The organism is Lunatibacter salilacus (assembly GCF_009797935.1).
Classification (GTDB): Bacteria; Bacteroidota; Bacteroidia; order Cytophagales; family Cyclobacteriaceae; genus Lunatibacter; species Lunatibacter salilacus.
In genome coordinates, this window is the sequence record NZ_VOLC01000012.1 from 119,675 (window position 1) to 146,409 (window position 26,735).

General features: G+C 43.2%; 17 protein-coding genes. 12 read left to right on the top strand and 5 right to left on the bottom strand.

Annotated features, from left to right (window positions below; genetic code table 11):
• Complete coding sequence (locus tag FQ608_RS16600; protein ID WP_158859367.1) at window positions 1-1,482, top strand: alkaline phosphatase D family protein; 1,482 nt, start codon at window positions 1-3, stop codon at window positions 1,480-1,482.
• A 520-nt stretch (window positions 1,483-2,002) separates the two neighbouring features.
• Here FQ608_RS16600 and FQ608_RS16605 read toward each other — a convergent pair.
• Window positions 2,003-3,130, bottom strand: coding sequence for a DUF4221 family protein (locus FQ608_RS16605; protein WP_158859368.1), 1,128 nt, complete (start codon window positions 3,128-3,130; stop codon window positions 2,003-2,005).
• Window positions 3,131-3,551: 421 nt separating this feature from the next.
• A complete protein-coding gene (locus FQ608_RS16610; protein WP_158859369.1) occupies window positions 3,552-4,688 on the bottom strand; it encodes a DUF4221 family protein in 1,137 nt (378 codons plus the stop codon).
• Between the two features lie 211 nt (window positions 4,689-4,899).
• On the opposite strand from FQ608_RS16610, the gene FQ608_RS16615 reads away from it, so the two are divergent.
• From FQ608_RS16615 to FQ608_RS16650, 8 genes are all read left to right on the top strand, one after another.
• A complete protein-coding gene (locus FQ608_RS16615) occupies window positions 4,900-5,508 on the top strand; it encodes an RNA polymerase sigma factor (protein ID WP_158859370.1) in 609 nt (202 codons plus the stop codon).
• Window positions 5,509-5,634: 126 nt separating this feature from the next.
• Window positions 5,635-6,684: a FecR family protein gene (locus FQ608_RS16620; protein WP_158859371.1), complete on the top strand. Its 1,050-nt coding sequence runs from the start codon at window positions 5,635-5,637 to the stop codon at window positions 6,682-6,684.
• Window positions 6,685-6,836: 152 nt separating this feature from the next.
• Window positions 6,837-10,250, top strand: coding sequence for a SusC/RagA family TonB-linked outer membrane protein (locus FQ608_RS16625; protein WP_158859372.1), 3,414 nt, complete (start codon window positions 6,837-6,839; stop codon window positions 10,248-10,250).
• A gap of 39 nt (window positions 10,251-10,289) precedes the next feature.
• A complete protein-coding gene (locus tag FQ608_RS16630; protein ID WP_158859373.1) occupies window positions 10,290-11,708 on the top strand; it encodes a SusD/RagB family nutrient-binding outer membrane lipoprotein in 1,419 nt (472 codons plus the stop codon).
• 77 nt (window positions 11,709-11,785) lie between these two features.
• Window positions 11,786-13,288 carry a BNR-4 repeat-containing protein gene (locus FQ608_RS16635; protein WP_158859374.1) on the top strand — a complete coding sequence of 501 codons (1,503 nt, stop codon included), beginning with the start codon at window positions 11,786-11,788 and terminating at the stop codon, window positions 13,286-13,288.
• Window positions 13,289-13,543: 255 nt separating this feature from the next.
• The gene (locus FQ608_RS16640; protein ID WP_158859375.1) at window positions 13,544-15,169 is read left to right on the top strand and encodes a sulfatase family protein; all 1,626 of its coding nucleotides are present in this window, start codon (window positions 13,544-13,546) and stop codon (window positions 15,167-15,169) included.
• The gene (locus tag FQ608_RS16645; RefSeq protein ID WP_158859376.1) at window positions 15,166-15,348 is read left to right on the top strand and encodes a hypothetical protein; all 183 of its coding nucleotides are present in this window, start codon (window positions 15,166-15,168) and stop codon (window positions 15,346-15,348) included. Before FQ608_RS16640 ends, FQ608_RS16645 begins: the two co-directional genes overlap by 4 nt.
• 134 nt (window positions 15,349-15,482) lie before the next feature.
• Window positions 15,483-17,249, top strand: a complete 1,767-nt coding sequence (locus tag FQ608_RS16650) for an arylsulfatase (RefSeq protein WP_158859377.1) — start codon at window positions 15,483-15,485, stop codon at window positions 17,247-17,249.
• A gap of 22 nt (window positions 17,250-17,271) precedes the next feature.
• On the opposite strand, the gene FQ608_RS16655 is transcribed toward FQ608_RS16650, so the two are convergent.
• Window positions 17,272-18,132: a CPBP family intramembrane glutamic endopeptidase gene (locus FQ608_RS16655; RefSeq protein ID WP_158859379.1), complete on the bottom strand. Its 861-nt coding sequence runs from the start codon at window positions 18,130-18,132 to the stop codon at window positions 17,272-17,274.
• 198 nt (window positions 18,133-18,330) lie between these two features.
• On the opposite strand from FQ608_RS16655, the gene FQ608_RS16660 reads away from it, so the two are divergent.
• The gene (locus FQ608_RS16660; protein ID WP_158859381.1) at window positions 18,331-19,662 is read left to right on the top strand and encodes a PQQ-dependent sugar dehydrogenase; all 1,332 of its coding nucleotides are present in this window, start codon (window positions 18,331-18,333) and stop codon (window positions 19,660-19,662) included.
• Between the two features lie 108 nt (window positions 19,663-19,770).
• Here the strand turns inward: FQ608_RS16660 and FQ608_RS16665 are convergent, their stop codons facing one another.
• Window positions 19,771-20,172, bottom strand: a complete 402-nt coding sequence (locus FQ608_RS16665) for a hypothetical protein (RefSeq protein WP_158859382.1) — start codon at window positions 20,170-20,172, stop codon at window positions 19,771-19,773.
• Between the two features lie 402 nt (window positions 20,173-20,574).
• Here FQ608_RS16665 and FQ608_RS16670 point away from each other — a divergent pair, with 402 nt between their 5' ends.
• Window positions 20,575-23,367, top strand: coding sequence for a c-type cytochrome (locus FQ608_RS16670; RefSeq protein ID WP_158859384.1), 2,793 nt, complete (start codon window positions 20,575-20,577; stop codon window positions 23,365-23,367).
• 23 nt (window positions 23,368-23,390) lie between these two features.
• On the opposite strand, the gene FQ608_RS16675 is transcribed toward FQ608_RS16670, so the two are convergent.
• Complete coding sequence (locus tag FQ608_RS16675; RefSeq protein WP_158859386.1) at window positions 23,391-24,677, bottom strand: hypothetical protein; 1,287 nt, start codon at window positions 24,675-24,677, stop codon at window positions 23,391-23,393.
• Window positions 24,678-25,152: 475 nt separating this feature from the next.
• Here FQ608_RS16675 and FQ608_RS16680 point away from each other — a divergent pair, with 475 nt between their 5' ends.
• On the top strand, window positions 25,153-26,730 hold the full coding sequence (locus FQ608_RS16680) for a M81 family metallopeptidase (RefSeq protein WP_158859388.1): 1,578 nt from the start codon (window positions 25,153-25,155) through the stop codon (window positions 26,728-26,730).
• Window positions 26,731-26,735 lie beyond the last annotated feature (5 nt).

Below are 26,735 nucleotides of genomic sequence, written 5' to 3' on the forward strand. Positions count from 1 at the left end.
ATGAGAGTTTTATTTTTGATCCATTTCCTACTTTTATCCATCCCATCCATTGCCCAACTCGTGGGTGACCGTACCCATCAGCAGTTGAGTAAAAACCGGTCGCTGGAATCCAGCTTGTATATGCTACATCAATGGGCAGATACCCTTGATTTAAGCCGGGAAAGTAGACTTGCAGAGATCGCCTATTCCGTTTTTTCGTCTGAAAAGGAAGCAGGTTTCGATAAGTTGGTATTTGATCAAGACTATATTGATTGGTTAGAAGGGGAGGAGATACTGCTTTTGGGTGGTCCAGTATGGGGTCATGTCACGCAAGAAGGTGCCGATCTATGGATACGAACGGCCAAGCCTGCCATGGTAGTCGCTGCCATAGAGGATCATGGTACAGTCAGATTGTTCGGACCTGTGGAAACGAATGCGCAGACGGACCTCAGTGCAGTAGTAAAAATACACGGACTGGAACCTGGCAATTCCTATCCTGTTAAAATCATGGTGGATGGTGAAACATGGTCCGGTGACTCACCCCTTGTTTTGAAAACACTTCCTGAAGAGGATCCGCTTCGAATTGCTTTCGGTACCTGTTTTCACCGTTGGGGATTGGGGAATAGGGAGCAGGTAAAACAGGTTTTAAACCGGAAACCCAATGCCATGCTGTTGGGCGGCGATATTGCTGTGCAGGACAGAAGAGATCAGCTTGGGATGCACCGATTTGATTACCTGATGCGGGACCTGTTTCCCGCTTGGCGGGAGTTGAGTTCGCAAATTCCTGTTTACGCCACATGGGATGACCACGATTATATGGATGATGACCTTTCTGGAATTCCAGAGGGCTTTACGGCAGCAGATAGGACGGGTATTCGGGAGGTGTTTACCCGATCTTGGGCAAATCCAGCTTTCGGAGACTCAGACAATCAGGAAGGCGTCTATTTCAAAACCAGCATAGGTCCAGTTGATGTGATTATGCTGGACAACCGCTTTTTTCGGGATAAAGAAACCGGAGCATTTCTCGGAGAAGGCCAGATGGACTGGCTGGAACAGCAGTTGCTGGAAGCCAAAGGCCAGTTTATTATCCTTTCTTGTGGGACCATGTGGAGCGATTATGTTTCCGGTGGCAAGGATTCCTGGGGTGTTTGGGACCCGGAGGGAAGGGAGAAAATCTTTCAATTGATCGAGAAGCACCGGATTCCCGGCGTGTTGCTGATTTCCGGCGATCGGCATGGTGCCCGTGGATTTACCATTCCAAGGGAATCGGGGTATTCGTTTTACGAATTCGAACCTGCCAGCTTAGGAGGCCGCCATGGACCCGCTGCTACCAATCCGGAGTGGGAAACGCAGTTATTTGGATTTGACAATACCTATGCCTTTGGAGAATTTTCTTTTGACACCCAGTTAAACGATCCCGAGGTGACGTTTCGGTTGATACGTGAGGATGGGGAAGTGCTTTATACTTTGGTATTGAAAAGGAGTGAGTTGACGCCTTATTGAAATGATATATGCTACCCGATATACATTGATATATGCCTTCGGCGAAATATGGGCTTTGAGGAGATCCTCGACCTTTGGGGTTTTCCCAAACCCCGAAGGTCTTTTAAAGCACATTGCGATAAGAATTTTAACCACATAGAAACATAGTTCAGATAGAGGTTTTATCGAGGTTGGGTTTGCGGCGTCTGACCTTTGGGGTTTTTCCAAACCCCGAAGGTCTTTTAACTATCTCCTTGTAATGCTCTTAACCACATAGTTCACAGTAGTTCACATAGAGCTTTTTAAAAGGTCAGGTTTGCGGCATCTGACCTTTGGGGTTTTCCCAAACCCCGAAGGTCTTTTGATGTACATCCCGAAAGGATTTTTTTAACACATAGGAACATAGGAGTCCACATAGAAATTTAATAAAACTATTTGGTAGAGTTGTGAACACAGTATCTTGATCCTCTACCTGACGAGTAAGAACGTTTTCCATTAGTCCATTTGCAATGGCCCAGTACAATTTTTCTAGACACTTCTCTCAGTCTACCGTAATCCTCACAAACCCCATTTCATCATCTATATTTTCATACAACCAGATTTTGTTGTCTTTAAAAAAGTGTGGCGGAGGTGTTTTGTTATATCGGTCCAGAAAGGTTTCTTTCACGATATTTAGGTCCTTGTCCAAAACAGTTAGGAAAACATCCGCTCCCGTTGCTATAGGTTCTCCACGCTCTGTTTGATCTTCCCCATATAATGTCTTATAGGAAAGCCGTATAAAACGCTGCGTATCAGGATCCCACTTAGGAGCCATGAAATTAATGGATTCTTTATATTTCCCTATTTCCCCAGCCGCCTGATCAGGAGTGGTTGTTTTTGGGAGTTTATATTGATTTTGATTTTCCGTCAACTCACTGTTCCATGAAATCAGGTAGAGGGAATCCAACGGAATATCATAGACATAAACTTCATTATAGGCATCGTTGGTCAACAGTATTTTATCTTGGAATTGGGTTAAGGAGGGGCTTGGACTGAAGACTCCCGCTGGTATTTCGCCATGAAAGACTTCCATCCGGTATTCTTTAAGTTTCTCTGTTTCGGGCAGGGGAATTTTCTCATGGGACTCTTTGTCCAGATCATACTTTACAAGTACATATCGATAATCTGTTAGGGTAGCATATAGACCAAAAATCGTATTCGGGTCATCTGGATGCTCGATCAGGCGGATGGGAATTGCCCGGGAAGCGTCAAATTCCGGAGCTATTTTATTCAAATTTAAATCCCGGATTTTTTTACCACTTTGGTCAAAAAGGGCGTTGATTCCATGGGACCAGATCATGATTTGATCCGAAGAAGTCAACCCATATCCCCTTATTTGTCTCCCCATTCCATTGGGGCCTTCCTTTTCAAACTGAAGCGTTTCCTCCAATTGTAAATTATCCAGATTAATTTTATCGAACTTCGCTTCTCCAAAGGTGTAGTGATAAAGCGTTTTACCATCATTGGAAAGTTCTGGATAATTTAGCCCATATCGAAGGTCAATGATGCTGCCTTTTGGATCAACCACTACGGTATCCTGGGTCAATAAAAATCTCGAATCGCCATGGGATTTATTCTCTGAGCAGGCGAAAATGAAGAGCGAGCAAAATACTAACGCATAAGTTTTCATTTTTTTCGGATTTATTTTGGCCAATATGTATTATTTTGAAAAAGCGGGAACGCTAAATTATTTTTAGTAGCAAACTTGATCAAATATAATTAAAAAATTAGTTTAATTAAAAAAACTCCGAAATTTTTAATTTTCAATTGCTTTCGAATCATGTCTTTGAAAAGCACGCTTTATCTGGCATATTCGTTGCCTTGGATTATTCCCTATTATTGGGGTTCAAGAAAAAAATAGTTATATGAATTTCCGTTTACCAATGATCCTTACTATCCTGACACCATCAGATACTGTGAAAAAGATGGTATGGGAGATATGAACTCAGTACCTGTATCCACTAAACCTTTCTACCTGAAATTACTTAAGGAAACGCAATCTTCGACAGGCCATTTGCAATTGCCCACACCCATATTTTTAGACGTGCCTTTTAATCTACGGCAATTCTCACAAACCCCAACTCATCATTTATATTTTCATACAACCAAACTTTGCTGTCAAGAAAGAAGTGGGAGCGGGGGTTTTTCTGATAATTTTCGAGGAAGGTCTCTTTGATAATATTCAAGTCCTTGTCCAAAACAGTCAGGAAAACTTCTGCACCAATCTCTTCGGCATCCCCATACTCATTCAAATCGGCGGAAAATTTGGTTTTAAATGAAAGTCGAACGTATCGCTCCGAAATAGGGTCCCATTGGGGGTCAAGGAAATTGATAGATTCGTAGAATTTCCTTCTGTGTTCTCCCGCTTGCTCCAGCTCTACGGTTTTTGGGAGTTTGTATTCATTTTGGTTACCCGTGAGCTTACTGTCCCAGGATATCAGGTAGAGCGAATCCAACGATATATCGTAGACATACCCTTCATTGTAAGCACCGTTGGTCAATACGATTTTATTATCCCGGATTTTAGTCGCCATGGGCACCGGGCTAAAAGCTCCAGCGGGCCTACCACCTTGTTCTATTTCCATCCTGTAGTTATTGAGTTTCTCCGTTTCAGGCAGTGAAATTTTTTCGTAGGTTTCGTTTTCCAGATCAAACTTGGCTATAATAAACTGGTTTTCAGGATTTTTAACATATAAGCCAAAAATTGTATTCGGGTCACTGGGATGCTCCATCAGGCGAAAGGGAAATGCCTCCGGCCCCTTGAGTTCTTGGGCAATGTGGGTCAGTTTTAAGTCCCGTATTTTGGTTCCTTTTTGGTCAAAAACAGCATCTAGTCCATAGGACCAGATCATTAATTGGTCTAATGACGTCAGCGCATAGCTTCCAATGTAGGATCCCATTCCATTGGGTCCTTCTTTTTCAAACTGCAGCGTCTCCTCCAACTCCAAATTTTCCAGATTGATTTTATCGAACTTAGCTTCTCCATGAGTATAGTGATATAGATATTTACCATCATTGGAAAGCTCGGGACGGGTAAGCCCATATTTCAGGTTTATGATGCTGCCTTTTGGATCAATTATAACCGTATCTTGGGTCAACAAAAAATCCAGATCGCTTTCAGATGTAGACTTGTTTTCTGAGCAGCTTATTAGAATCAACAAGGTGAAAAGGATTGCATAATTTTTCATGTTTTTTTAAGTTTGGGTTTTAAAGAGGACTATCATATTAGTTTCGGATTACTAATTTCCTGTATTGCAAGTAATTAAAGCTACAGAGATTTATAGTTTAAAAACACCCTATTCGAGGAGGTTTAACTTTTTTTAGATTATTTTAACTAAAAACACTGTGATTTTTTGTAAACTTGGTTAATAATTGCAAAAAGCAACATATTAACCCAAAATGTTCAAACAAAATCCATCACGATTTACTCCGTTGGAGGGAGTGGCTGTTCCTGCCAGAGAAGTTACCGTCTCTTCGGACAGTCGGCTATGGGATGCGTATAGAAAGGGGAGTGATGCGGCTTTTGTCGAGATCTACGAAAGCTACTTTGATGCTTTGTACGCCTATGGCGTGCGAATCACCGGAAACCATGCCATGGTAAAGGACGGCATTCACGAAGTTTTTTTTGATCTGAGGGAATTAAGGCCCAAGGTCGGGCCAACTGATTCTATCAAATTTTATCTGTTTACCTGCTTGAAGCGAAAGCTTTACAGATCCTCTTCCCGATGGGAGGGACGTAGACAGTCCATAGATCCCAACTGTAATTTTGAATTCTCCATGTCTCCCGAGCAATTGTTGATTGATCAGCAAATTGGTGAGGAGGAACGGGAAAAACTCAACAGGGCAATAGAACAGCTTAGCCCCAGAAAAAAGGAAATCATCTATTATTTTTTTTATGAAGGTTTGACTTATGAGCAAACGCAGGAGATTATGGGGCTCGAGAATATAAAAACTACCCGCAACCTGATGTATAAGGCGTTGAATTTTTTACGTGATTGCTTAAGGTAAAAAAAAGCATACTAAGAATTATTTAATTGATTTTCAGGTAATTATAATTTTTATTAAGAAATTATTCTTTTAGGTGGGTGTTTTTTGGAGGTGCTGCTGCATTTACCCCAAAATCAAAAAAACTGCATGTTATCCATACAAGACTTTTTGACCAATCCGGAATTTGTCGAGTGGGTGAAAAACCCAACTAAGCAACTGGACGATTACTGGACCAAGTGGATCAAAGCCAATCCTGATCAGCTTTCAACCTTGAAGTTGGCGAGGGAATTTTTAATGCGTGTTCAATATAATGAAATCAGGGCGGATGAGGGCACAAAGGAACAGATCCTAACAGACTTGCTCAAAACACCGTCCAGAAAATCCGATTCCTCATCTACTAAAGTCCTTCCTTTAGCTCAGCCCAATAAGAAAACCAACTACTTCAACTTAAGCCAACTTCACCGTATTGCCGCCATTTTGATCCTTGGATTGGGCTTGGCCTGGTTGCTGATTCCAAGTGAATTTTTTGATATTTCACAAACGCATTTAGACGAAATTGCTACGCTGACGAAATTTACCCAACCGGGTGAAAAACTCCGGTTGACCCTAAAAGACGGGACAAAAATCTGGATGAACGCAGCTACAGAAATCCAGTTTCCCGAAAGATTCGACACTTTGGAGAGGCGAATTGTTTTAACCGGCGAGGCTTATTTCGAAGTAGCTAAAGACAGTGTGCGTCCATTTATCGTCGAAACCAACGGATTATCCACCACCGCTTTGGGAACTTCTTTCAATATCACCACCAAAAATGAGGGACGCATTTATGTTTCATTGCTTAGCGGGAAAGTCAAAATCTCATCCACTTCTGATCAAGAGGACATCTTCTTGGATCCTGGAAAAGAGCTTAGATATTCTACCAATGACCGAAAGCTACAGGTTCGAGCTTTTGATATAGATCAGGTGATGGCGTGGAAGGAAGGGAATTTAGTATTTGAAGATGCAACACTTCTTTCCGTTGTAAAGCAATTGGAAGATTGGTATGGGGTAAAAATACAAATTGAAAACGGTGAACGCATCCGATGGAAATACAGTGCCGAATATAAAAATCAAACCTTGGAGGATGTTTTAAACAGCCTTTCGTATATACAGCAATTTGAATATTCCCTTGATGGGAAACAGGTAAAATTTAAATTTTGACGATATGAAAAAAGCAAACGGACCCTAAAAAAAAAACCGACCGGAATGGATTCCGGCCGGCTCACGGCTGATTAGCAGGTCAAACGCATTGGGGAATGACACAACCTGCGATCAGGATTACTGAACATTTCATTCAATAAACCTTTAAAATTATGCAAAATAAATTACTTAAGACAATTTATATGTTGTCCAGATATTTCCTATATGGTTTTATGATCCAGTTGCTGTTCCTAAACTTCGGTCTGGCAGTCAATGCCAACGGACAGTATAAAAGCATCGAGGAAGTCAAAATCCAATTATCCGGCGAAGAGCTTACTGTAGGGCAGTTTTTCCGGGAAGTGCAACGGCAGACACCGTTTAAGTTTAGCTATGACAGCAGGAAGGTAGATCGGATGACTACGCTAACGTTTACCGAAACGGAGGGTATATTGGAAGACTTTTTAATTCAGGCTGCGAGGCAGGGTGTTCTATCATTTAGGCAATACAATCATAGTATTGACGTGCTGAAGGATGAGAAGAGGCAAATACTAGTTGTTCAGGATGACCCCATAACGGTTACGGGGAAAGTCACAGATGAAACTAACGAACCCCTTCCAGGTGCGACAGTTTCCGTACGCGGAACTTCTTCTGGTACAGTGACTGATGTTGATGGTAATTTTTCCTTGACGGTCGAAGAAGGACAAACCATATCCATCTCCTTTATCGGTTACGTCACCCAAACCAGACAGGTAGGTTCACAGACTGCCTTCACGATTGTGTTGGTTCAGGATTCAGAATCCTTGGATGAGGTAGTTGTCACCGCTTTTGGAATTGAAAGACAGGAAAAGGCTTTGAGTTATTCTGTGCAGAAGCTGGATGGCGAGGCGGTTTCTAGAGTAGGAAATCCCAATATTCTTAATGGTTTACAGGGCAAAATTGCAGGTGTAACTATCCGCCAAACAACGGGTGCTCCGGGAAGTTCTCCGGCGGTCAATATTCGTGGAAGCCGATCAATTACTGGAAACAATCAGCCGTTGTATGTCGTAGATGGATTACCGATTTCCGGTAGAATCATCGACCTAAACCCAAGTGATATTGAATCAGTCAATGTTTTGAAAGGTCCAACGGCGGCAGCACTTTATGGTTTGCGAGCTTCCAACGGAGTTATTGTCATTACTACCAACCGTGGGAAGTCAGCCGTTGGAAAACCGGTAATTTCTGTGGAGACAGGATATAATTTTGATCAAGTAACCCGTCTTCCCAAGTTACAAACAACCTATGCCCAAGGTAACAATGGTCAATTTGATCAGCAAAGTGCCTTTTCATTTGGTCCTAGGATTGATACCCTAGGAACATATACCAATTTTTTGGGCGAGCAGGAGCAAGCTGCGGTATATGACAATGCAGGAGATTTTTTCCGAACAGGAGGCACCAAGAATTTCAATGTTGATATAGCAAACACCTTTGAGAGAGGAAATTATCAAATTGGCGTGGGGTATACAGGTCAACAGGGAATTATAGAAAACTCATCCTTTGATCGTATAAATATCAAATTAGCATCTGATTATAGAATAACAGATAAACTAAAAATAGGTACCTCCGTCAATTTTTCCTCTTCTGACCGGGATGAAGTAGTAGATGGGGGAGGGAATTCCAGTCTTTTCTATGCGGCCTTTTTTGCGCCGGTGTCCTATAACCTCAAAGGGAAACCGATAGCCCAGCCGGATAATCCATATAATCAGATAAATTTCCGAAATGCCCACGATAATATTTATTGGTCAGTTCAGAACAATAGCAATAATTCTGCTACAGTAAGGACATTTGGAAATGCCTATTTACAATATCAGCCATTGGATTGGTTGTCTGTAAACTATCGTGTCGGAGTTGATTATTTTAGCACAAACAATAAAGTTGTATATGCGTTGGGTTCAGGGCAACACGGGGGAAGAACCAATCCTCCCAGTGGTGGAAGTATCACGGATCAGATGGTTTATAGTCGGAATTTTAATTCCAATTTTAACATAAATGTCAACAAATCATTTGGCGAGGATTTTCAATTTGATTTTTTGATGGGAAATGAGGTTTTCGACATTTACAACAAGAACCTACAGGTAGTTGGCAATGATATCACCATTGGCGGGTTTAACCATATCTCAAACACTTCCTCTCAAAACAGCACAGAATCATTACAAAGGAGCCGGGTAGCGGGGTTTTTCGGAAATCTTAACTTGGCTTGGAAGGATATGTTGTTTTTTAATGCTTCGGGTAGAAATGATTTTGTCTCAAATATGCCAAGGGGAAACCGCTCCTTTTTCTACCCCTCCTTAGGGGTCGGTTTTGCTTTTACAGAACTTATGAACACCACGCCTAAATTTCTGGAATTCGGAAAAATAAGAGGCAGTATAGCAGAAGTTGGCCAGGCTGGTCCAATATACGTTGCTAACACAGTGTTTGTAAGAGGCAATGCGGGAGGGGGATTTGTATTTCCTTTTGATGGGCTTAATGCATTTACCCGCTCCAACAATCTGATTAGTGCGAATCTACAACCCGAGAATACCAGAACGACGGAAATCGGAATCGACCTGCGAGGCTACAACAGAAGGGTAAGCCTAGACTATACCTATTACACAACCATAGCCGATGGTCAGATTTTCAATGTGCCAGTGCCTATTTCTACCGGGTATGGAACTGAGTTGAGAAATGCAGGTCAAATGTCAGTAAAAGGGCATGAAATTGTCTTGAATCTTGTTCCCATCCAAACACAAAATTTCAGGTGGGATTTCACAACCAATTTCACAACATTTACCAATATGGTTGAAAGTCTCGCTGAGGGGGTAGAGCGGCTGAATTTAGGGGGCGTTAGAGCAAACATCGTTGCAGAAGCGGGGCAGGAATATCCCTATTTAAGAGGAATTGGGTATGCAAGAGATCCGGCTAGTGGGGAAGTAGTGGTAGATTCAAGGCCTACTTTGCCAAATGGTAACGTCAATACGAGGTATGGTATGCCACTGCGGTCTACGCAGCCCGTAAATTTGGGGAGTGTCAATCCGGATTTTGAATTCGGGTTTATCAACCAGGTGAGTTATAAAAATTTCACCTTTATTGCTCAAATAGATTGGAGACAAGGTGGTAACATTTCATCAGGAAGTAACCGATTAGGCAAGCTTTACGGAAGCTTGCTTGAGACAGAGGCTCGAGCAGAGTCCTATATTTTTGAGGGAAAAATGGGATTCTTTCAATCAGATGGAACCTTGGTGGTTGAAGGAGACAATTCCATTGAAATCAATAGAGGTGAGACTTTTTACCGGATAAATGAAGATCCCATTATCGAGTCTAACGTATATGATGCTTCATTTGTAAGGCTACGTGAAATTAGGTTAGCATATGATATTCCCGGCGAATGGCTACAGCGGTATAACCTTCGATCTGCTTCAGTTTATTTGTCAGGTAGGAATTTATGGCTAAATGCTTCCTTGCCTTATTTTGATCCAGAACTGAGTTCGGGAGGAGGTAATGCACAAGGTGAGGAATACATCGTCTATCCACAAATTTTAAGTTTTGGAGGAGGAGTTCGTGTTTCCTTTTAAAAAGTTCATTTCCAATGTTGGATGTAACCTTAATGAAAAATGAAAAATTTAGCTAAAAATATAAAAGTAATTATCTCAGGACTGGCACTATCTTGTTTTTGCCTATCCTGCAGCGAAGATATCATGGATCAGATAGACACCAATCCGAATGCTCCGGAAGATGTGTCTATAAATCTCCTTTTGCCTCAAGTGATAATGAATGCTGTCAGAACAGTTGCAGGGAATCAGACGATCTTTGGGGTGTCGACATATGTAGAACATTCTGCGAATGTGCGTATTAACCCTATCGATCCATGGAACGTCAGTGAGAGCATGTGGTCAAGTTGTTATTATGGATTAAACGATCTGGAGTTTTTGATTGCAAAGGCTGAGGATGAATCCAATTATGCCTACTTGGGGATTGGTCAGATTCTTTACGCATTTTTACTCAGTAACCTGACCGATTTGTACGGTGATATACCTATGAGCGAAGCAGTAAAGGGAAGTGATTTTCGTACACCTAAGTTTGATTCTCAAGAAGCGGTATACGCAAATATGATATCATTACTGGACGATGCAATAAGTAATCTAGACAGACAATCTGTGGGTAATCCCGGAAATACGGACATGATCTTTAGGGGTGATTTGGAAATGTGGAGGAAAGCCGCATATGGGCTGAAGGCACGGTTTCATAACAGACTAAGCAACCATGATCCTGAGAATTCCGCAAATGCGGCCTTGACAGCAATTTCCAATTCCTATACTTCTATTAATGAAGGATTCGTATTTGATGGCTATCAGCAAGAGAGCAGTGTTTATAACAACCCTTGGTCCGCATTCCAGAATTCACAAGAGTTGTTTGCAGTAGGACAAACTCTTCTCGATCAAATGGAAAATTTTGCGGGAGATTTAACGAATGATCCAAGGTCTAATCGTTGGTTTTCTCTGGTAAATGGAGCGATAATAGGTGCGCCGACAGGTGAGAATCTGGCAGACCCATCACATAGCAGGTATTCACAACCGTCTAGATCTCAGATTCTTTATAACGGAGCTCCCCAGCCGCTATTACAGTTTGATGAATTGAAATTTATCGAGGCAGAGGCATATCTTAGGTTACAAAACAACCAAAATGCCTTTGAAGCCTTCCAAGAAGGAGTCAGAGCCGCTCTCCAGAAGCTTTCCGTGCCGGCTAATGAGATTGATGATTATCTTGGGGGTCCGGGCATGCCAAGTTCTGGTGATGATTTGACATTAAATCACATTATCGGGCAGAAGTACATTTCCTTTTGGCTTTATCAACCTTTGGAAGCTTTCAATGATTTTAGAAGAACAGGTATCCCGGAAATGAACAACCCGATAGGGACACCTCTCAGAATACCTTACCCAATTTCTGAAGTAAACAGAAATCCGAATACGCCGACCGAAATTAATGACGTGACTATCTTCACCACCCCGGTTTGGTGGGCAAGGCAAAATTAATTCTACTATTAAAGAAACTTGGATAATGACACTCTGTGTCTTCATCCGAGTTTCTTCTTAAAAACACTCCAGAAAATATGAAACAATCAAAACTATTTATACTGCTTTTATTTTTTTACGCTCCTACGTTATTGATCGCCCAGCAACCCAGTTCATCCAATCGGCCAATCCACTCCGATGCGCAGCATGCGGAGGCTGTTTTGCTCAACCAACCTATGGATGGTTTTCAGGGGATTTGGTATGCCAACCAGCCTTCTTCCGATGAATTTGTCTACAAATATAGTGGTGGCCTAGGAACCTATCCTTCCAATCATTATCCATTTTCAATCTATTCTGAGGAGGTGGATAAGACCTTCTTTTGTTTTGGGGGAGTGAATGATGTGGGCAGTCTGATTCATGCAGTTTCTTATTTTGATCACAAGACCAACAAGGTAGCCAGACCTGTAGCCGTCTTGGACAAGAAAACCAATGATGCTCATGATAATCCAGTAATGAGTATGGACAAGGATGGTTATATTTGGCTTTTTTCTACATCTCATGGTGTTTGGAGACCATCCTATATCCATCGAAGCATCCGTCCCTACGACATTAGTGAATTTGAGCCGGTTAATGCGGTAAAAACTGAAAATGGCGAAAAAGTCCCTTTGGATAATTTCTCCTATGTACAAATGTATTATCAGCCTGAATTTGGATTTTTCGGGCTTTTTACACATTATGAGCAAAAGGAACTTAGGTATGGCACAAAACAAAGCCGGATAATTAGCTATATGACTAGCCCCGACGGAGAGAACTGGTCAGCGTGGAAAGACATCGCAAATATTGAAGAAGGCCATTATCAGACCAGTTTTTACAAAAACGGAAAGGTGGCCACTACCTTTAACCATCACCCCAACATCGAAAAAGGTTCCGGCCTTAATTACAGAACAAATCTGTACTACCTTGAAACAACTGACTTTGGAGATTCTTGGCAAAACGTACAGGGTGATAAAATGGATCTGCCTCTGACTACTATCGAAAATAAGGCATTGGTAAAGGACTATGTTAGCCTAGGGTTGAATGTGTACATAAACGATGTCAATTTTGACGAAAACGGTAATCCTGCAATATTGTACGTAACTAGCGGAGGCTATGAAGCCGGCCCCTCCAATAACCCGAGAACTTGGAACTTGGCTTTCTGGACAGGTACGGAATGGACATTCAGTGAGATAACAGCTTCGGATAACAATTATGATATGGGATCCATCTATTTGGAAGATGACGGTACCTGGCGTATCATAGGACCCACCCAACCAGGCCCCCAACTGTTCAACACAGGAGGTGAGATGGTCATCTGGATAAGTAAAGACAAGGGTAAAACATGGAGAGAGGAAAAGAAACTTACTTCAAACAGTGAAAAGAACCATTCTTATGCCCGGAAACCGATAGATGCGCATCCTGATTTTTATGCCTTTTGGGCTGATGGTCACGGACGGGAGCCCTCCGAATCCAGTTTATATTTCGCCACTAAAGATGGAAAGGTCTACAGATTGCCCAGAAAAATGGACAAGGATCTGATGAAACTCAAGAGGTTTAAAAAGTAAATTTAACGGAATAGGGGTGTAGCGGGATGCTACACCTTTTTTGTTGGGAGAACAGCATACCGTTTTGCTTAGAATCAATAGTTCTAACCAGATTGACCGTTATATTGTCAACCAAAAGTAAAGATTTGTCTTCTTTTTAAGAGAATATTAAGATGAAGCCAATGACTTTTTAAAAAAATTTGATTTGAAATAATTTACTGCTTTTTATGCTTTTATTTGAATTTTAGATTTTATTTAAATCATTATATTAGCAATATGAAATCAATAAGACTAATATTCGGCATATTGTTGGGTGCTCTATTCGTAGGATGCTCAACAGATGAAGCCAAATCCGACGACAAAAAACCTAATATCCTATTTGTAATAAGTGATGACCAATCTTTCGCTCACACGAGTTTTGAAGGAAGTAAATTTGTCAATACCCCGGCATTTGACAGGGTAGCCCGAGAAGGGGTTTATTTTACCAACTGTATGGCGGGTTCTCCGGGTTGTGCGCCTTCCAGAAGTGCAATTGTGACAGGAAGACATCATTGGCAAAATGAACAGGCTGGCCAGCATGCCGCCCCTTGGCTAAAAAAATATGTGCCATTTGTAGATTTGCTTGACGGAAATGGATATGTAACCGGGAGAACAGGCAAAGGTGTAACTCCCTTTCGATATGCCAGAGACGAAAATGATTCTCTTTGGAGAGCCTCTGATGCTGCCGGAATATCTCATTCCAACATTCGCTATGAAGCTGGCAATGATCCAAGACCTGCCGATAAAATCAGTGATTTGAATTATTTCGAAAATTTTAAGTTCTTCATGGAGAATGTGAAGTCTGATCAACCCTTTTTCTTCTGGTATGGCGCAACGGAACCTCATCGGGCCTATGAGAAGGATTCGTGGAAACGGACTGACAAGAAACTTTCTGATGTTGAAGTCCCCGGTTTTTTCCCGGATCATGACATTGTTAGGGGAGATATGCTGGATTATGCGGTAGAAATTGAATGGTTTGATCATCATTTGAAACTAATGCTTGATTACCTGGAAGAAATTGGAGAGCTTGATAATACCATAATTATTGTAACCTCCGATAACGGAATGCCTTTTCCCAGAGCCAAAGCCAATAGTTACGAATATGGTGTGCATGTACCCTTTGCGGTACGTTATCCAAAAAACTTTCCTGGAGGGAGGGTTGTTAATGATCCTATAGGTTTTGCCGATCTAGCCCCTACAATCCTTGACTTAACAAATACGAGTCACGAGGGAATGTTACCCATAACAGGACGAAGTTTCCGCCATCTATTGGAATCGGATAAGCAGGGTCATATTGATGAGAACTTTAAATATGTGTTTTCCGGTCGGGAAAGGCATTCTGCTTCCCGCTATCAAAATTGGGGTTATCCCCAAAGAGCCGTTCGGACTAAGGACCATATATTAGTTTGGAACGCAAAACCCGATCGTTGGCCCGCCGGAGCTCCCCAAGCGATCAAGCCGGGAACTGACAACGAACTGCTTCCCATGTACGGCATTGATGAAAATGGGGTACATCACTCTGAATGGGCGTTTACCGACGTGGATGAATCACCTACCAAATCATATATCATTGAAAATTGGGAGGATGAAAATGTAAAGCCATTTTTCGATGCGGCATTTGCCAAAATTCCGGAATATTTACTATTCGATGTGGTAAACGATCCCTACTGCCTTGTCAACCTAGCCGAAGATCCGGATTATATGGGGCTAAAAAGCGAAATGCAGGAAGAGCTTATGGCGGAATTAACCGATACAGGAGATCCAAGAGTGGTAGGTCCGGATAAGGAAGTTTTTGATTCCTATATAAGATATAGCCCTATGAGGGAGTTTCCGAGTCCAGAAGATATATCAGCCACGAGATGACACTAAAACCCTTCCAATACGGCCATACCGATGACAGATTGACTTTAGCTTATTGGCAGAATTTTGGTGAGAAGAGATTCAAAGAAGGGGATGAGGTAACGTTTTTTGAACACAGACTGTTATTTCGAGCTGTGGTCAGCAGGGCTATATTCAAGACGTTTGGAATTTATTTTATCTGATTTCTCAAAATTTACAGTTTTTTTCTCAAACTGATCTCCATTTTTTTTGAGCGGAAAGCTATGAAAATCTCGAAGGACTGCACAGAGATTACAGTTTTTTGTTATCTTGAAATCCAAAATTCAGCTCAAATACCATGCAGCACACCTTCAAATACTTCTTGACATTTTTATTAGCCCTTTTCTTTTTTTGTTCCGCCGCCCTTGCCCAATCCACCAAATCTCCCAATATCATTCTAATCATCACTGACGATCAAGGATATGGGGATCTGGGCTTTACCGGAAATCCCCATGTACAGACACCCGTTTTGGATGCCATGGCCCGGGAAAGTGTGCGACTTAACCAGTTTTATGTATCCCCGGTTTGTGCCCCGACCCGGTCAAGCCTGATGACGGGACGATATTCCCTACGCACAGGGATGAGGGATACCTATAATGGAGGTGCCATCATGGCCACAGAGGAAATTACCCTCGCAGAAATGCTAAAAGATGCCGGATACCGGACAGGGATTTTTGGAAAATGGCATCTTGGAGACAACTATCCTTTCCGGCCAAGTGATCAGGGGTTTGACGAGTCCGTTATTCATTTGGCTGGTGGCATGGGGCAGCCCGGTGATTTCACCACCTTCTTTCAAGGCGACCGCAGCTATTTTGATCCGGTTCTTTGGAATAACAACGAGCAAAAATCTTACGGGGGATACTGCTCTGATATTTTCACCGATGAAGCCATTCAATTTATCGAAACCCAAAAAGAGCAGCCCTTCTTTTGCTATTTGTCATTTAATGCTCCCCATACTCCCTTGCAGGTACCGGATGAATATTATGAGAGGTATAGAGATATAGACCCTGCCTTAGGGCTGGACAACTCGGGAATTCCCTTTGCCGAAATGAGCGAAAAAGACAAAGAGGATGCCCGAAAGGTCTACGCCATGGTGTCCAATATTGATGACAACGTTGGCAAGCTGATGAAAAGGCTGGAGGAACTTCAAATTGACGATAATACAGTGGTTATTTTTATGACCGACAACGGCCCCCAACAACGCCGATACAATGCCGGCATGCGGGGCTTAAAAGGAACTGTTTTTCGCGGCGGAGTACGAGTTCCTTTCTTTATGAAATTGCCCGGTGGTAGCCCAGGCGGATTGGATATAGATCAGACACTGGCACATATTGATGTGTTACCCACATTGGCAGAAATCTGCCGGGCGAAAGTACCTACAGACCGGGTTATCGACGGACGGAGCTTTTGGCCTTTGGTACAGGGGAAATCCGTTGATGACTTGGACAATCGCTCGCTATTTTTCTATTGGACACGTAAATATCCTGAACGCTATACCAATATTGCCCTACAGAAAGGGGACTATAAGTTAGTTGGAAATACGGGTTTTGATGCGGGACCGAGTGATTTTGACCTCTATGATATGACTGCTGATGAATTTGAGCTAACCAACATCGTGAAAGATAAGCCGCAGGTAGCCAAAAGCTTAAAGAAGGAATTGGATGAGCTTTTATTGGAACTATCCCAATCACCAAACTTACTAAAAGACCAACGAATTGTGATTGGCAGTCCAGAGGAAAACCCGGTTTTTCTTAACAGGAACGATGCTGGTGGTGAGCGTGGCGTATGGACGCAGGAGGATATCTTTGGGCTTTGGAAAGTCGCCATAGAAGCAGGCACCTATACCGTTCGTTTTAAATTTATCAACCCGTTGTCTGCACAGGGCACGATGACCTTGGAAACCAATGGCTCCATTTGGCAGCGGAAAACTTCCGTGCCGGTTGAGGATATGATTGTATGGGAGAATGTGCAATTACCAGCCTCCGAAAGCGATTTGATACCCTATTTTACAGGAGAAGGGAAGCGGGTTTTTCCATTATGGGTTTCCTTAGAGCGAATAGATTGATCCCCGTTCGGTTTCCTAGTAGTTAACTTGATGCTTCCCGATCGCTGCTTTGGGTTTTTTGTTGTTGGATTCGCTGCTGCCTCAGCAGCAAACCAATCAATAAGTAAATAACTGTTGGGATAATCCCGCAAATGGGAGAGATAAGAATCTCCTTTCCGGCACTGATTACCACATACCCGTCTATTATCAGGTGGTTAATTACCGCATCTTCTACCGCATGCAGCAGGACAACAACCCAAACCGACCCGGTCAACCGAAACAATTCGGTGAACATGATTGTCCAGACAACCATATTCCCAATGGCGATTACCGCAAACCAAAGACGGCTTACAGGAAGCACGGTGTACATGGCTTCCTCTGGGAGAAATTCCATGTAATAGGGGAGATGCCATAGTCCCCAAACCAAACCCGCTATCAGATAGATGGAGAGATCGCTTAGGTTTAGCCGTATAAGTTTGGCCGTAAGGTATCCCCTCCAGACCGATTCTTCAAAGATGTTTTTCACAATATTGACCACAAAAAGGGATACAAATACAGATAGGTAACTCCCGGAGTCAAATCCGGAAAAATCCATCCAGCCCGATGCCGCTCCTAGAGACAACGAAATAATTGTAACGACTGGGAAAATAAGAAAGGCGATGGCATACCAGTGAAGGTTTCCAGTAAAATTTGGTTTAAGGCCCGCGTCTTTCCATCCATCCCCAAAGAATGTTCTAAGGAGAATAACGACGATTAAGGGAGCTGTCAGCCAAAGGGCCATACCCAGTGTTTCTTCCTCCTCTTGATCCGGGATTTGGCTATCCAGCCAAACGCCAATCCAACCTATAGCTAAGGCGACTAGGCTAAAGATGACCAAATTTCTGATTGGAATGTAAGGCTTCATTATGTAAAAGGCTTTTCGGGTTTAAAAGCAGTAAAAATAGAAAATTGAAGAATAAATTTGGGTAAAAGCAGCAATGTAATTTCGTATTTTTTTCCTGAAATCAAAATTAAATACGTCAAGGTGACCGATGTTATGTGAAATCGTTGGATGTTTTTAAATTAAGCTGTAATTTTATCATACACCAAAACTTACTCCTTCATGAAAAGAATCACCAGTTTTCTCGTTATACCAACGATAGTTATGTTTGGATTCCTGTTTTCCGGCTGCGGGCAACAGGGTGAAAGTACAGAAGAAATAACACCTTATTTTACCGCCGATGATGATCAGGGGGGATTGAACCTGGCATCAGGCATGAAAGCCTATGTGATTGCCGAGGATATCGGAAGGGGCAGGCACGTGGCTGTAAATGATAACGGAGATATTTATATGAATTTGCGGGAACCGAATGACAAAGGAGGAATCGTTGCCCTTAGGGACACAGATGGCGACGGTAGAGCCGATGAAATCGAATATTTTGGGGATTTCGGGGGTACTGGAATGGCCTTTTATAATGGAAATCTTTATGCGTCAAACGACAGCACGGTTTTCCGTTTTTCTTTCTCACAAGGCAACCTTATTCCGGACAATGCTTCCGCTCCCGATACCATTGTATCGGGCTTACCGGTTCAGACTGCCCATGCCGCGAAATCACTTACATTCGATGAGCAGGGTAATATGTATGTCAACGTGGGCGCACCATCCAATGCCTGTCAGGAACAGGATAGGGCAAAAGGATCCCCAGCCATGGACCCCTGCCCACTTTTGGAACGGCAAGGTGGGGTATGGCGATTTAGCGCGGAAACGGTAGGACAAACGCAATTGGAACATGGGCACAAATTTTCCACAGGTATTCGGAATGCAGTCGCATTGGAATACAATCCCGCTGACAAGCACGTCTATGCGGTCCAGCACGGTAGGGATCTCCTAAACAGTCTTTTTCCGGATAATTATGATGAATCAGACAATGCTGAAATCCCTGCAGAGGAAATGTTTCGGCTAACGGACGGGGCAAATTTTGGATGGCCTTATTGCTACTTTGACCCGGCAAAGGATAAGCGTGTCATGTCGCCGGAATATGGTGGGGATGGCGAAAATGTAGGTCGTTGTGAGGGAACCGACCAACCAGTAATGACCTTTCCGGCTCATTGGGCGCCAAATGACCTGTTATTTTATACGGGAGATCAATTCCCGGAAAGGTATAAAAACGGTGCTTTGGTAGTGTTCCACGGTTCATGGAACAGGGCTCCTTTGGAGCAAAAAGGATATCTTGTAGCCTATGTACCGTTCGAAAACGGAAGCCCAGCCGGAGACTACGAAACTTTGGCGGAGGGATTTGCGGGTGTGGCAAAAATTGAAGCGCCAAGTGATGCCCTTCACAGACCAACCGGAATCGCCCAGGCACCGGATGGAACAGTCATTATCTCCGACTCAGTGTCCGGCAAGCTTTGGCGGGTATTTTATCAGGAGGATAAAACGGTTGCTATGAACTAGCATAATGGTCCAGCCTTTTTGGTTGGGCCTTTTTTTATAGGTACCCCCAAATTAGATTTGATGGCAACCCAATTGTCTGTTTAATAAAAAGTCTTGGCAAAATACTTATTACTCATTTCGATCATACTCACTGCTGAGGATCTCTACCTGAATACTCTGATCAGAGGATTGACGAATCATCCATTCCTGTCTATGGATTCCTCCCCAATAGGGAGCCATTAAGGTAATGGTATCCCCAGTTCGTTCCCAAGTTCCCACATAATCTGAGGTGACAATGGGAGGTGTGGCACACCAGCCACTATATGTCCGGTGGATTAATTGGCCATTGCTTAAAAAGCGATAGCCTAAGGCATTATCCTGCAGTTTTGCTACACGCTCCATGACAAATCCATTGGATTCATGCGTTAGATTACTCCAAGAGCCTACCGGTACCGGTCCTAAATCTTCCGTTTCCATACAAGAGAAGAGCAATAGACCAAAGACAAAAGTGAGAACAGTCGTTTTTTTCATAATTGTAGTTCCATTTTCTCCCATGACGCAAAAAATCCACAGTTTGTTGAAGTAGAATCGAAAATAGTCAAATATCAATGTTTTTAAGGAATCTCGCCTCACTCCGATTTCAATTCTATTTCAACAATATTTCGCCGAAGGTATATTTCTTCCATATTTCAGCCGTAGGCATATTTCGGTCATAGACCATGCCGCTACACTCCTCAGGAACTACGCTTCGATTTCCACTATATTACAGCCTTTTTAATATCAATAAATATCCAATACCACCAATATTTATTTTCAATATTTCAGCCGTAGGCCATATTTCAACTATATTTCCACCTTACCTCAACTTATCCTTTACATTTTGGTTATTTGATTGTTATTTGCATGCAAAACAATATTATCCAAAAGCATTTCATGACTGTTTTCAAATCCCTAATCAAAAAAGCTTCCCAATTGAGGGCATATTCACTTTTAAGTTTATCCTTCTTACTGTTAGTTTTAGCATTTTCCTGCAAGGAGGAACCTCGGATTGAGTCTGTTGACTTTACCCAGGTTGAGTTTGCTGATTTTGTGGAGCCGGATTTCCCGTATATTACAACCTCAATGGATGCCCGCAACTTGGGAACTGGTTTTCCCACAGACAATATTTCCGCCCGGGTTATTGCCATGCGGTTGGCAGACGGTGCCTATGCCTGTTTTGATCCAGATATGTTGCGCTGGTCGGTTGCATGGACAGGTGATTTCTTACCCATGGTGACCATGGCCCAGATTTCTTACAAGAATTTTTATGATAAGAACAACAAAATTCCCCGCATAGGAGGGGAGCCCCATTTTGCCACCGGACAGTATCCGGGATGGTCAGTAGAGGAACCTGTTTTTACCGACCCCCGACCAGCAAATCCCTACCCCAATGCACCTTCCTGGGGGCCATTGGCAGCTGATGAGGTAAGATGGGAAGGGCATTATTTGGTTGATGATGAATTGGTACTCTCGTATACGGTTAATGACGTTTCTGTTTTGGAAAATCCGGGAGTTGTACAGCAGGATGGACAAACCTTATTTACCAGAAATTTCAACCTTTCTCCCACAAAATCCAAGCTGATTCTAGCTTTAGCAGAAGTTACTGACGGCGTTTCGATGGAGGTTAAGGGGGATACTGGTTACCTTTACCATGGAGAAGATGGTAATTTGGTAACTGCTGTTTCCGTAGCTGGAGCGTCCTCTGGAAGTGAAATTCTAATCAAAGATAACCGCTATATATACCTTTCCATCCCTGCGGATAGTAAATCCCGAGAATTTTCGGTCGGTGTCTGGCATGGAGCTTCGGAAAATCAGCAGCAAGTCGAGACACTCACTTCGCAAATGGACACCTCCTTTCCGAAGGTTGAGCGAGGCAGCCAATCCCGCTGGAAAGAAAAGGTGCTTACAAAGGGCCAATTGGCTCCCGACACAGCTCTTTTCGTCACGGATAAGTTAACCCTTCCGGTTCCTAATCCTTGGAACAGAAACGTACGGGTGGTGGATATGGCTTTTTTCAATAAAAAGAAAGCTGCTGTTGTCACGTTCGAGGGAGATGTATGGATTTTGGATGGGATTAGCGCCAAGCTGGACAAATTGGCTTGGAAGCGCTTTGCATCAGGGTTTTATGAGCCCCAATCCATAGCAGTAGTAGACGAAGAGATCTATGTATACGGAAAAGAGGGAATTGTCCGCCTTCACGATCTGAATGGTGACGGGGAGGCAGATTTCTATGAAAACTTCTCCAATTTGATGGCACAGTCGATTGAAACCAGGGAATGGGCCAGCGACATGGTTGTAGATCCGGCAGGTGGTTTTTATATAGCCAAATTCGGTGCCTTGGATATGGGGCCTGAAACGTCCTCACCCAAGGCCATTATGGGTTTCCGTGCTGGATCCCAGCATGGGGGGGCCGTTCATAGAATTTCAGCGGATGGGCGTGCGATGTCCCAAGTAGCCTCCGGTTTTCGGGGACCGTATTTGGGTATTGATCCGAAGACAGGTTTTTTGACCGGTTCTGATCAACAGGGACATTATATGCCTTCTACCCCAATCATGGCAATCAAACAAGATGATTACTATGGCGTGCCAGCTACAGCGCACCGTGCGGAAATACCTGAAATAACTTCCCCCTTGGTATGGATTCCTCATGCGGAGGACCGATCCGGGGTCAGTCAGGTGTGGGTGCATAGTGATAAAATGGGTCCGCTCAACGGCAAGTTGGTTCACCTTTCCTATGGTAGGCCAGGATTGTTTCAGGTGTTGGTAGACGATACGGGAAAGGCACTTCAGGGAGCGGTTACGGTTATTGATGCTGATTTTCCCGCTCCTACGATGAAAGCCGACATGAACCCGGGAGACGGGTTGATGTATATTACCGGTTTTTCGCTTTGGGGTCATAACTCCGAGATGCTCAGTGCGATGTTACGTCTACGTTACACCGGAAAAGAAAGCCATCTTCCGGAAAAGTTTCAGGCGAGGGATGCAGGAATAATGATCCGCTTTGCCACTGAACTACAGGAAGCTGTTGCGCTAAATCCTGCTAATTACTCGGTAAAAAGATGGAATTACCTGCGCACTCAAAAATACGGGTCGGGTCATTTCAAATTGGATGGTGACAATGGAGAAGAACAGCTTCCGATTTTGGATGTGCAGCTATCGGAAGATAAAAAGGCCATTTTCTTGGTCATACCAATGATGACAGAAGTCCAACAGATGGAAATCGGATACACGCTCATGAGCACATTAGGGATGGATATTAATGATAAGCTTTGGTTGACAGTAAACGATATTGCCGCACCTAACCTACTGTCGGAAGGCTTTAAGGAAGTAGATTTCAACCGGCTTCTTGCATCCTCCGATATTTCTACCGTTTCCAATATTGAAGATGTAATACCTACTCTAGACCATGGAAAGGACCTATACACAAAGATGAATTGCATTGCTTGCCATTCTATTGATGGCAATAACGATGGAAAAATTGGCCCCGGGATGCAGCGAATATTCGGGTCGGAAAGGGAATTTAGTGACGGATCTTCAGCCGTTGCCGACGAAGCGTATCTTAAAGAATCCATTGTGGCACCCAGTGAAAAAATAGTCAAAGGGTTTGACGAGGGAATGCCCTCTTTTCTGGGTGTCCTTACTGAAAATGATATTCGGTCACTGGTAATGTATATTCGGTCTTTGTAGCATACTTTAAAAATTTGAAGAAACTAATCCAATCTTTTGCCGTGCTCATCCCAACCCTGTGAACAAAATGATGAAGTTTTGGAAGGTTCGTAACTAACTGCTGCAAGCTCGGGGGTGCGCAGTTTTTTGTACCCCTTAAATCGTGATTCGAGGGCAAAATCCAATATGCCGCTTGTCAAAAGGGAGCGTTCCACAGGATATGGAGGAATTCCTGTTTCAAAGAGCTGTTCTATGTTCTTGACGAGACAGCCAAAATGGTGGTGCGGTTTTCCGGGTTGAAGGCGCATAAGTGTTGCGTAGGGTTGATCTTGGTCAACCACATCCACGGCTACGGTAAAATCCTCAACAAGCCCGGTCATCAGGAACGCTGCTGCCAATAGTCCGTCAGAATATTCTATCACGAATACGGTAGGAGTGGGGACTAACGATTTTATGTCTCCCTGTTTTTTAGTCAGGCTATTCGAAATAGCGGCTTCAAATAATCGGGATACCCAGGCGTTGTTTGCCATGAAATCCCAGCAAGCGTCATTCTCAAAGCATTGGACAGATCGCACCCCTGTTTCTCCACCCTTCCTGCGTTCCACTACCGCTTGCAAAGATTCCAATACATGAAAGCCATAAATGTCCAATCCACTGTATGAAATAGCGACCGCATGAGTTTGCCGAATGCCAAAAGGCGTGTCTATTGCAGGAATACGCCATGCAACCGGAACGGAAGACCCTGCAATCATGGGGAAATTTAGTTCCCTAGATATACTTACCATCCGTTTGGCCTGCCTCCAACTCCAGGATAGGTGCTTGTCATTAAATACAGGTACTGATTTCCCTGTTTCCCGAAACACATCCGTAATTTTTAAAAACATTTCAAACCTTGGGTAAAGCTTTTGCTCTTTGTCATTCATAGGGTAATCCCCATGCTCACCAATTAGCAGCACACCGTCAACCTCCAGGCTATCTCCTCCCAAAGTAAGTGCCTCTGATACCGTCCTGAAGATCGGAACATTGTATTTCGCAGCCATTTTCCTACTCATATCGTTTTCAGGAACTTGTTCAGTAAACATCGATACAATTTTGGACTGGGGGTAAGGTGGATTTTGATCCTGGTTAAAACCTTCCAAGTATTTGCCAACTATAACATCGGCGTGGGAATTTGGTCGATATTCCGTTAAGATGGCTGCTATCCTTTTTGGGCTTCGGTGAGAAGAAGCCTGCCTAGCTGTTTTTGCATCGGAGTCGATTGGAAGAAACGTGGTAAAAGATGCCGCTACCGGGGCTAAACTTACATATTTCAAAATTTCTCTTCTTTTCATCTGTTTATTTTTTGTTTTTTAATGGTCAGATGGAATCTCGCTATGATAATCATCCCACTGTGTGACGTTTTCGTCATGCTCGATTTCATGTGTTTATAATTGTTTTTTAATGGCCACATGGAATCTCGCAATTATAATCATCCCTCCGTGCGTCGCTTGCGTCATGCTCGATTTCATCTGTTTATTTTTTGTTTTTCAAAGGTCAGATGGAATCTCGCTTTGATAACCATCCCACCGTGTGAGGTTTTCCTCATGCTCGATTTCATGGGGATATGTTTTAAAGGATGACAGCCAGCATGTTTCGACTGCGGTGTTAGTTCATGTTCGTGTTCAACTGTTGTATTTCTGACAATTTATGGAATTAAGAATAACTAATAAATAAATTTACTTGTTAAAACACATATAATTGCTAAAAATAACTACTTTTAATATGGTGTATTAAAAGTAATTATTTTCCATTAAAGATTGGTTTCCTATGATCAATAAATCTTCAATTTTCTCGGTGTTTGCATTTATTATTTTCACACTGCTCGTGGGGCAGCGTATTCTTGCACAACAAAATCCCGTAATAGGGGTGGGAGGTGTATCCCATGAGTCAAATTCATTTAGCTTACAGAAGACGGACTTTGATGCGTTTGGTGTGGATTTGGAAATGGCTGAGACTGAACGAAAAGCCCGTTTTTTCTCCTTGGAAAATGCCAAAACCGTTAGCTCCGGCTATATAGCGGGTGCAAAAACGGAGGGAATTGAGCTGTATCCTGCGCTTTTGGCAAGTGCCCGGCCGGATGGGCCTGTCACGGATGCCGCTTTTGATAAGTTGGTAAGTGCCATGATTGATCAACTTAAGTCAGGACCGAAGCTTGAGGGCATTTTACTTAACCTGCACGGTGCCATGGTGGTGGAATCCCATTTTAGTGGAGATGAGGAAATAGTAAGGAGGGTCCGGGAGGCCTTTGGCCCGGCAATGCCAATTGTCGTTAACTTGGATTTTCACGCCAATATTACACCTGAATTGGTGGAGCTTTCGGATGTGCTTATTGTTTACAAGGAGAATCCGCATGTTGATACGTATGATAGGGGGGTGCAAGCGGTGAACATCATGGCTAAGATCGTGCGGGGAGAAGTTAAACCCACCCAATTTCTGGTCAAGCCACCAATGGTTTATAATATTGTTTTTCAGCACACGTTTTCAGAACCTCTACTTCCCATTACAACGGCGAGCAAGGAACTGGAATATCAATCAGAGGTATTAGCGGTGAGTGTGGTCGGTGGCTATCAATATGCCGATGTCCCTTGGATGGGACCTGCAGTGATAGTAGTTACGGATAATAATCCAAAGCTCGCGGAAAGGGAGGCAAACAGGCTTGCGGGAATGATGTGGGAGTCCCGGGAAAGAACCAGACTGAATTTACCCAACCCTGCACAAGCCGTTCAAATGGCTATGGAACATCAGGGAAGGCCGGTGGTTTTGATTGATCAGGGAGATAATATAGGCGGTGGCTCTACGGGAGACAGTACATTTCTTTTGGAAGAATTGATGAATCAGGGGGCAGCGGGGTTTGTGGTTGTCATTTTTGACGAGCAGGGGTATGAGGTGGCTGAAAATGCGGGAGTAGGTAATGATTTTTCATTTGATGTGGGAGGGAAGATGGATAACCAACACGGGAAGCCAGTGCCCATAACCGGACATGTCCGATCCCTTCATGTTGGTCAATACTTGGAAACAGAGGTTCGGCATGGGGGTGGTAGATACTGGAATATGGGAAAGACAGCGGTAATTCAACTCGATGGTTCAACCTTGGATGATCCCAATTTGGTATTGCTCACAACCCGTCCTTCCAGCCCAAACAGTGCCCATCAGCTAATTTCAAACGGAGTATATGTGGAAAGGCAAAAAATCATTGTAGTGAAAGGGGCTATAGCTCCGAAAGCTGCTTATGAGCCAATTGCATCCGTGATGATTTCTGTAGACAGTCCGGGTGCTACCGCAGTTAATCCAGTTTACTTTGATTTTAAAAACGTACGAGCAGGGTTGTTTGGAATGGGTGAATAGGTTCT

Excerpts from the sequence above, each read along its gene's own strand:
- FQ608_RS16600 (WP_158859367.1), top strand. The coding sequence starts at position 1 with ATGAGAGTTTTATTTTTGATCCATTTCCTACTTTTATCCATCCCATCC.
- FQ608_RS16605 (WP_158859368.1), bottom strand. The coding sequence starts at position 3,130 with ATGAAAACTTATGCGTTAGTATTTTGCTCGCTCTTCATTTTCGCCTGC.
- FQ608_RS16610 (WP_158859369.1), bottom strand. The coding sequence starts at position 4,688 with ATGAAAAATTATGCAATCCTTTTCACCTTGTTGATTCTAATAAGCTGC.
- FQ608_RS16615 (WP_158859370.1), top strand. The coding sequence starts at position 4,900 with ATGTTCAAACAAAATCCATCACGATTTACTCCGTTGGAGGGAGTGGCT.
- FQ608_RS16620 (WP_158859371.1), top strand. The coding sequence starts at position 5,635 with ATGTTATCCATACAAGACTTTTTGACCAATCCGGAATTTGTCGAGTGG.
- FQ608_RS16625 (WP_158859372.1), top strand. The coding sequence starts at position 6,837 with ATGCAAAATAAATTACTTAAGACAATTTATATGTTGTCCAGATATTTC.
- FQ608_RS16630 (WP_158859373.1), top strand. The coding sequence starts at position 10,290 with ATGAAAAATTTAGCTAAAAATATAAAAGTAATTATCTCAGGACTGGCA.
- FQ608_RS16635 (WP_158859374.1), top strand. The coding sequence starts at position 11,786 with ATGAAACAATCAAAACTATTTATACTGCTTTTATTTTTTTACGCTCCT.
- FQ608_RS16640 (WP_158859375.1), top strand. The coding sequence starts at position 13,544 with ATGAAATCAATAAGACTAATATTCGGCATATTGTTGGGTGCTCTATTC.
- FQ608_RS16645 (WP_158859376.1), top strand. The coding sequence starts at position 15,166 with ATGACACTAAAACCCTTCCAATACGGCCATACCGATGACAGATTGACT.
- FQ608_RS16650 (WP_158859377.1), top strand. The coding sequence starts at position 15,483 with ATGCAGCACACCTTCAAATACTTCTTGACATTTTTATTAGCCCTTTTC.
- FQ608_RS16655 (WP_158859379.1), bottom strand. The coding sequence starts at position 18,132 with ATGAAGCCTTACATTCCAATCAGAAATTTGGTCATCTTTAGCCTAGTC.
- FQ608_RS16660 (WP_158859381.1), top strand. The coding sequence starts at position 18,331 with ATGAAAAGAATCACCAGTTTTCTCGTTATACCAACGATAGTTATGTTT.
- FQ608_RS16665 (WP_158859382.1), bottom strand. The coding sequence starts at position 20,172 with ATGAAAAAAACGACTGTTCTCACTTTTGTCTTTGGTCTATTGCTCTTC.
- FQ608_RS16670 (WP_158859384.1), top strand. The coding sequence starts at position 20,575 with ATGACTGTTTTCAAATCCCTAATCAAAAAAGCTTCCCAATTGAGGGCA.
- FQ608_RS16675 (WP_158859386.1), bottom strand. The coding sequence starts at position 24,677 with ATGAAAAGAAGAGAAATTTTGAAATATGTAAGTTTAGCCCCGGTAGCG.
- FQ608_RS16680 (WP_158859388.1), top strand. The coding sequence starts at position 25,153 with ATGATCAATAAATCTTCAATTTTCTCGGTGTTTGCATTTATTATTTTC.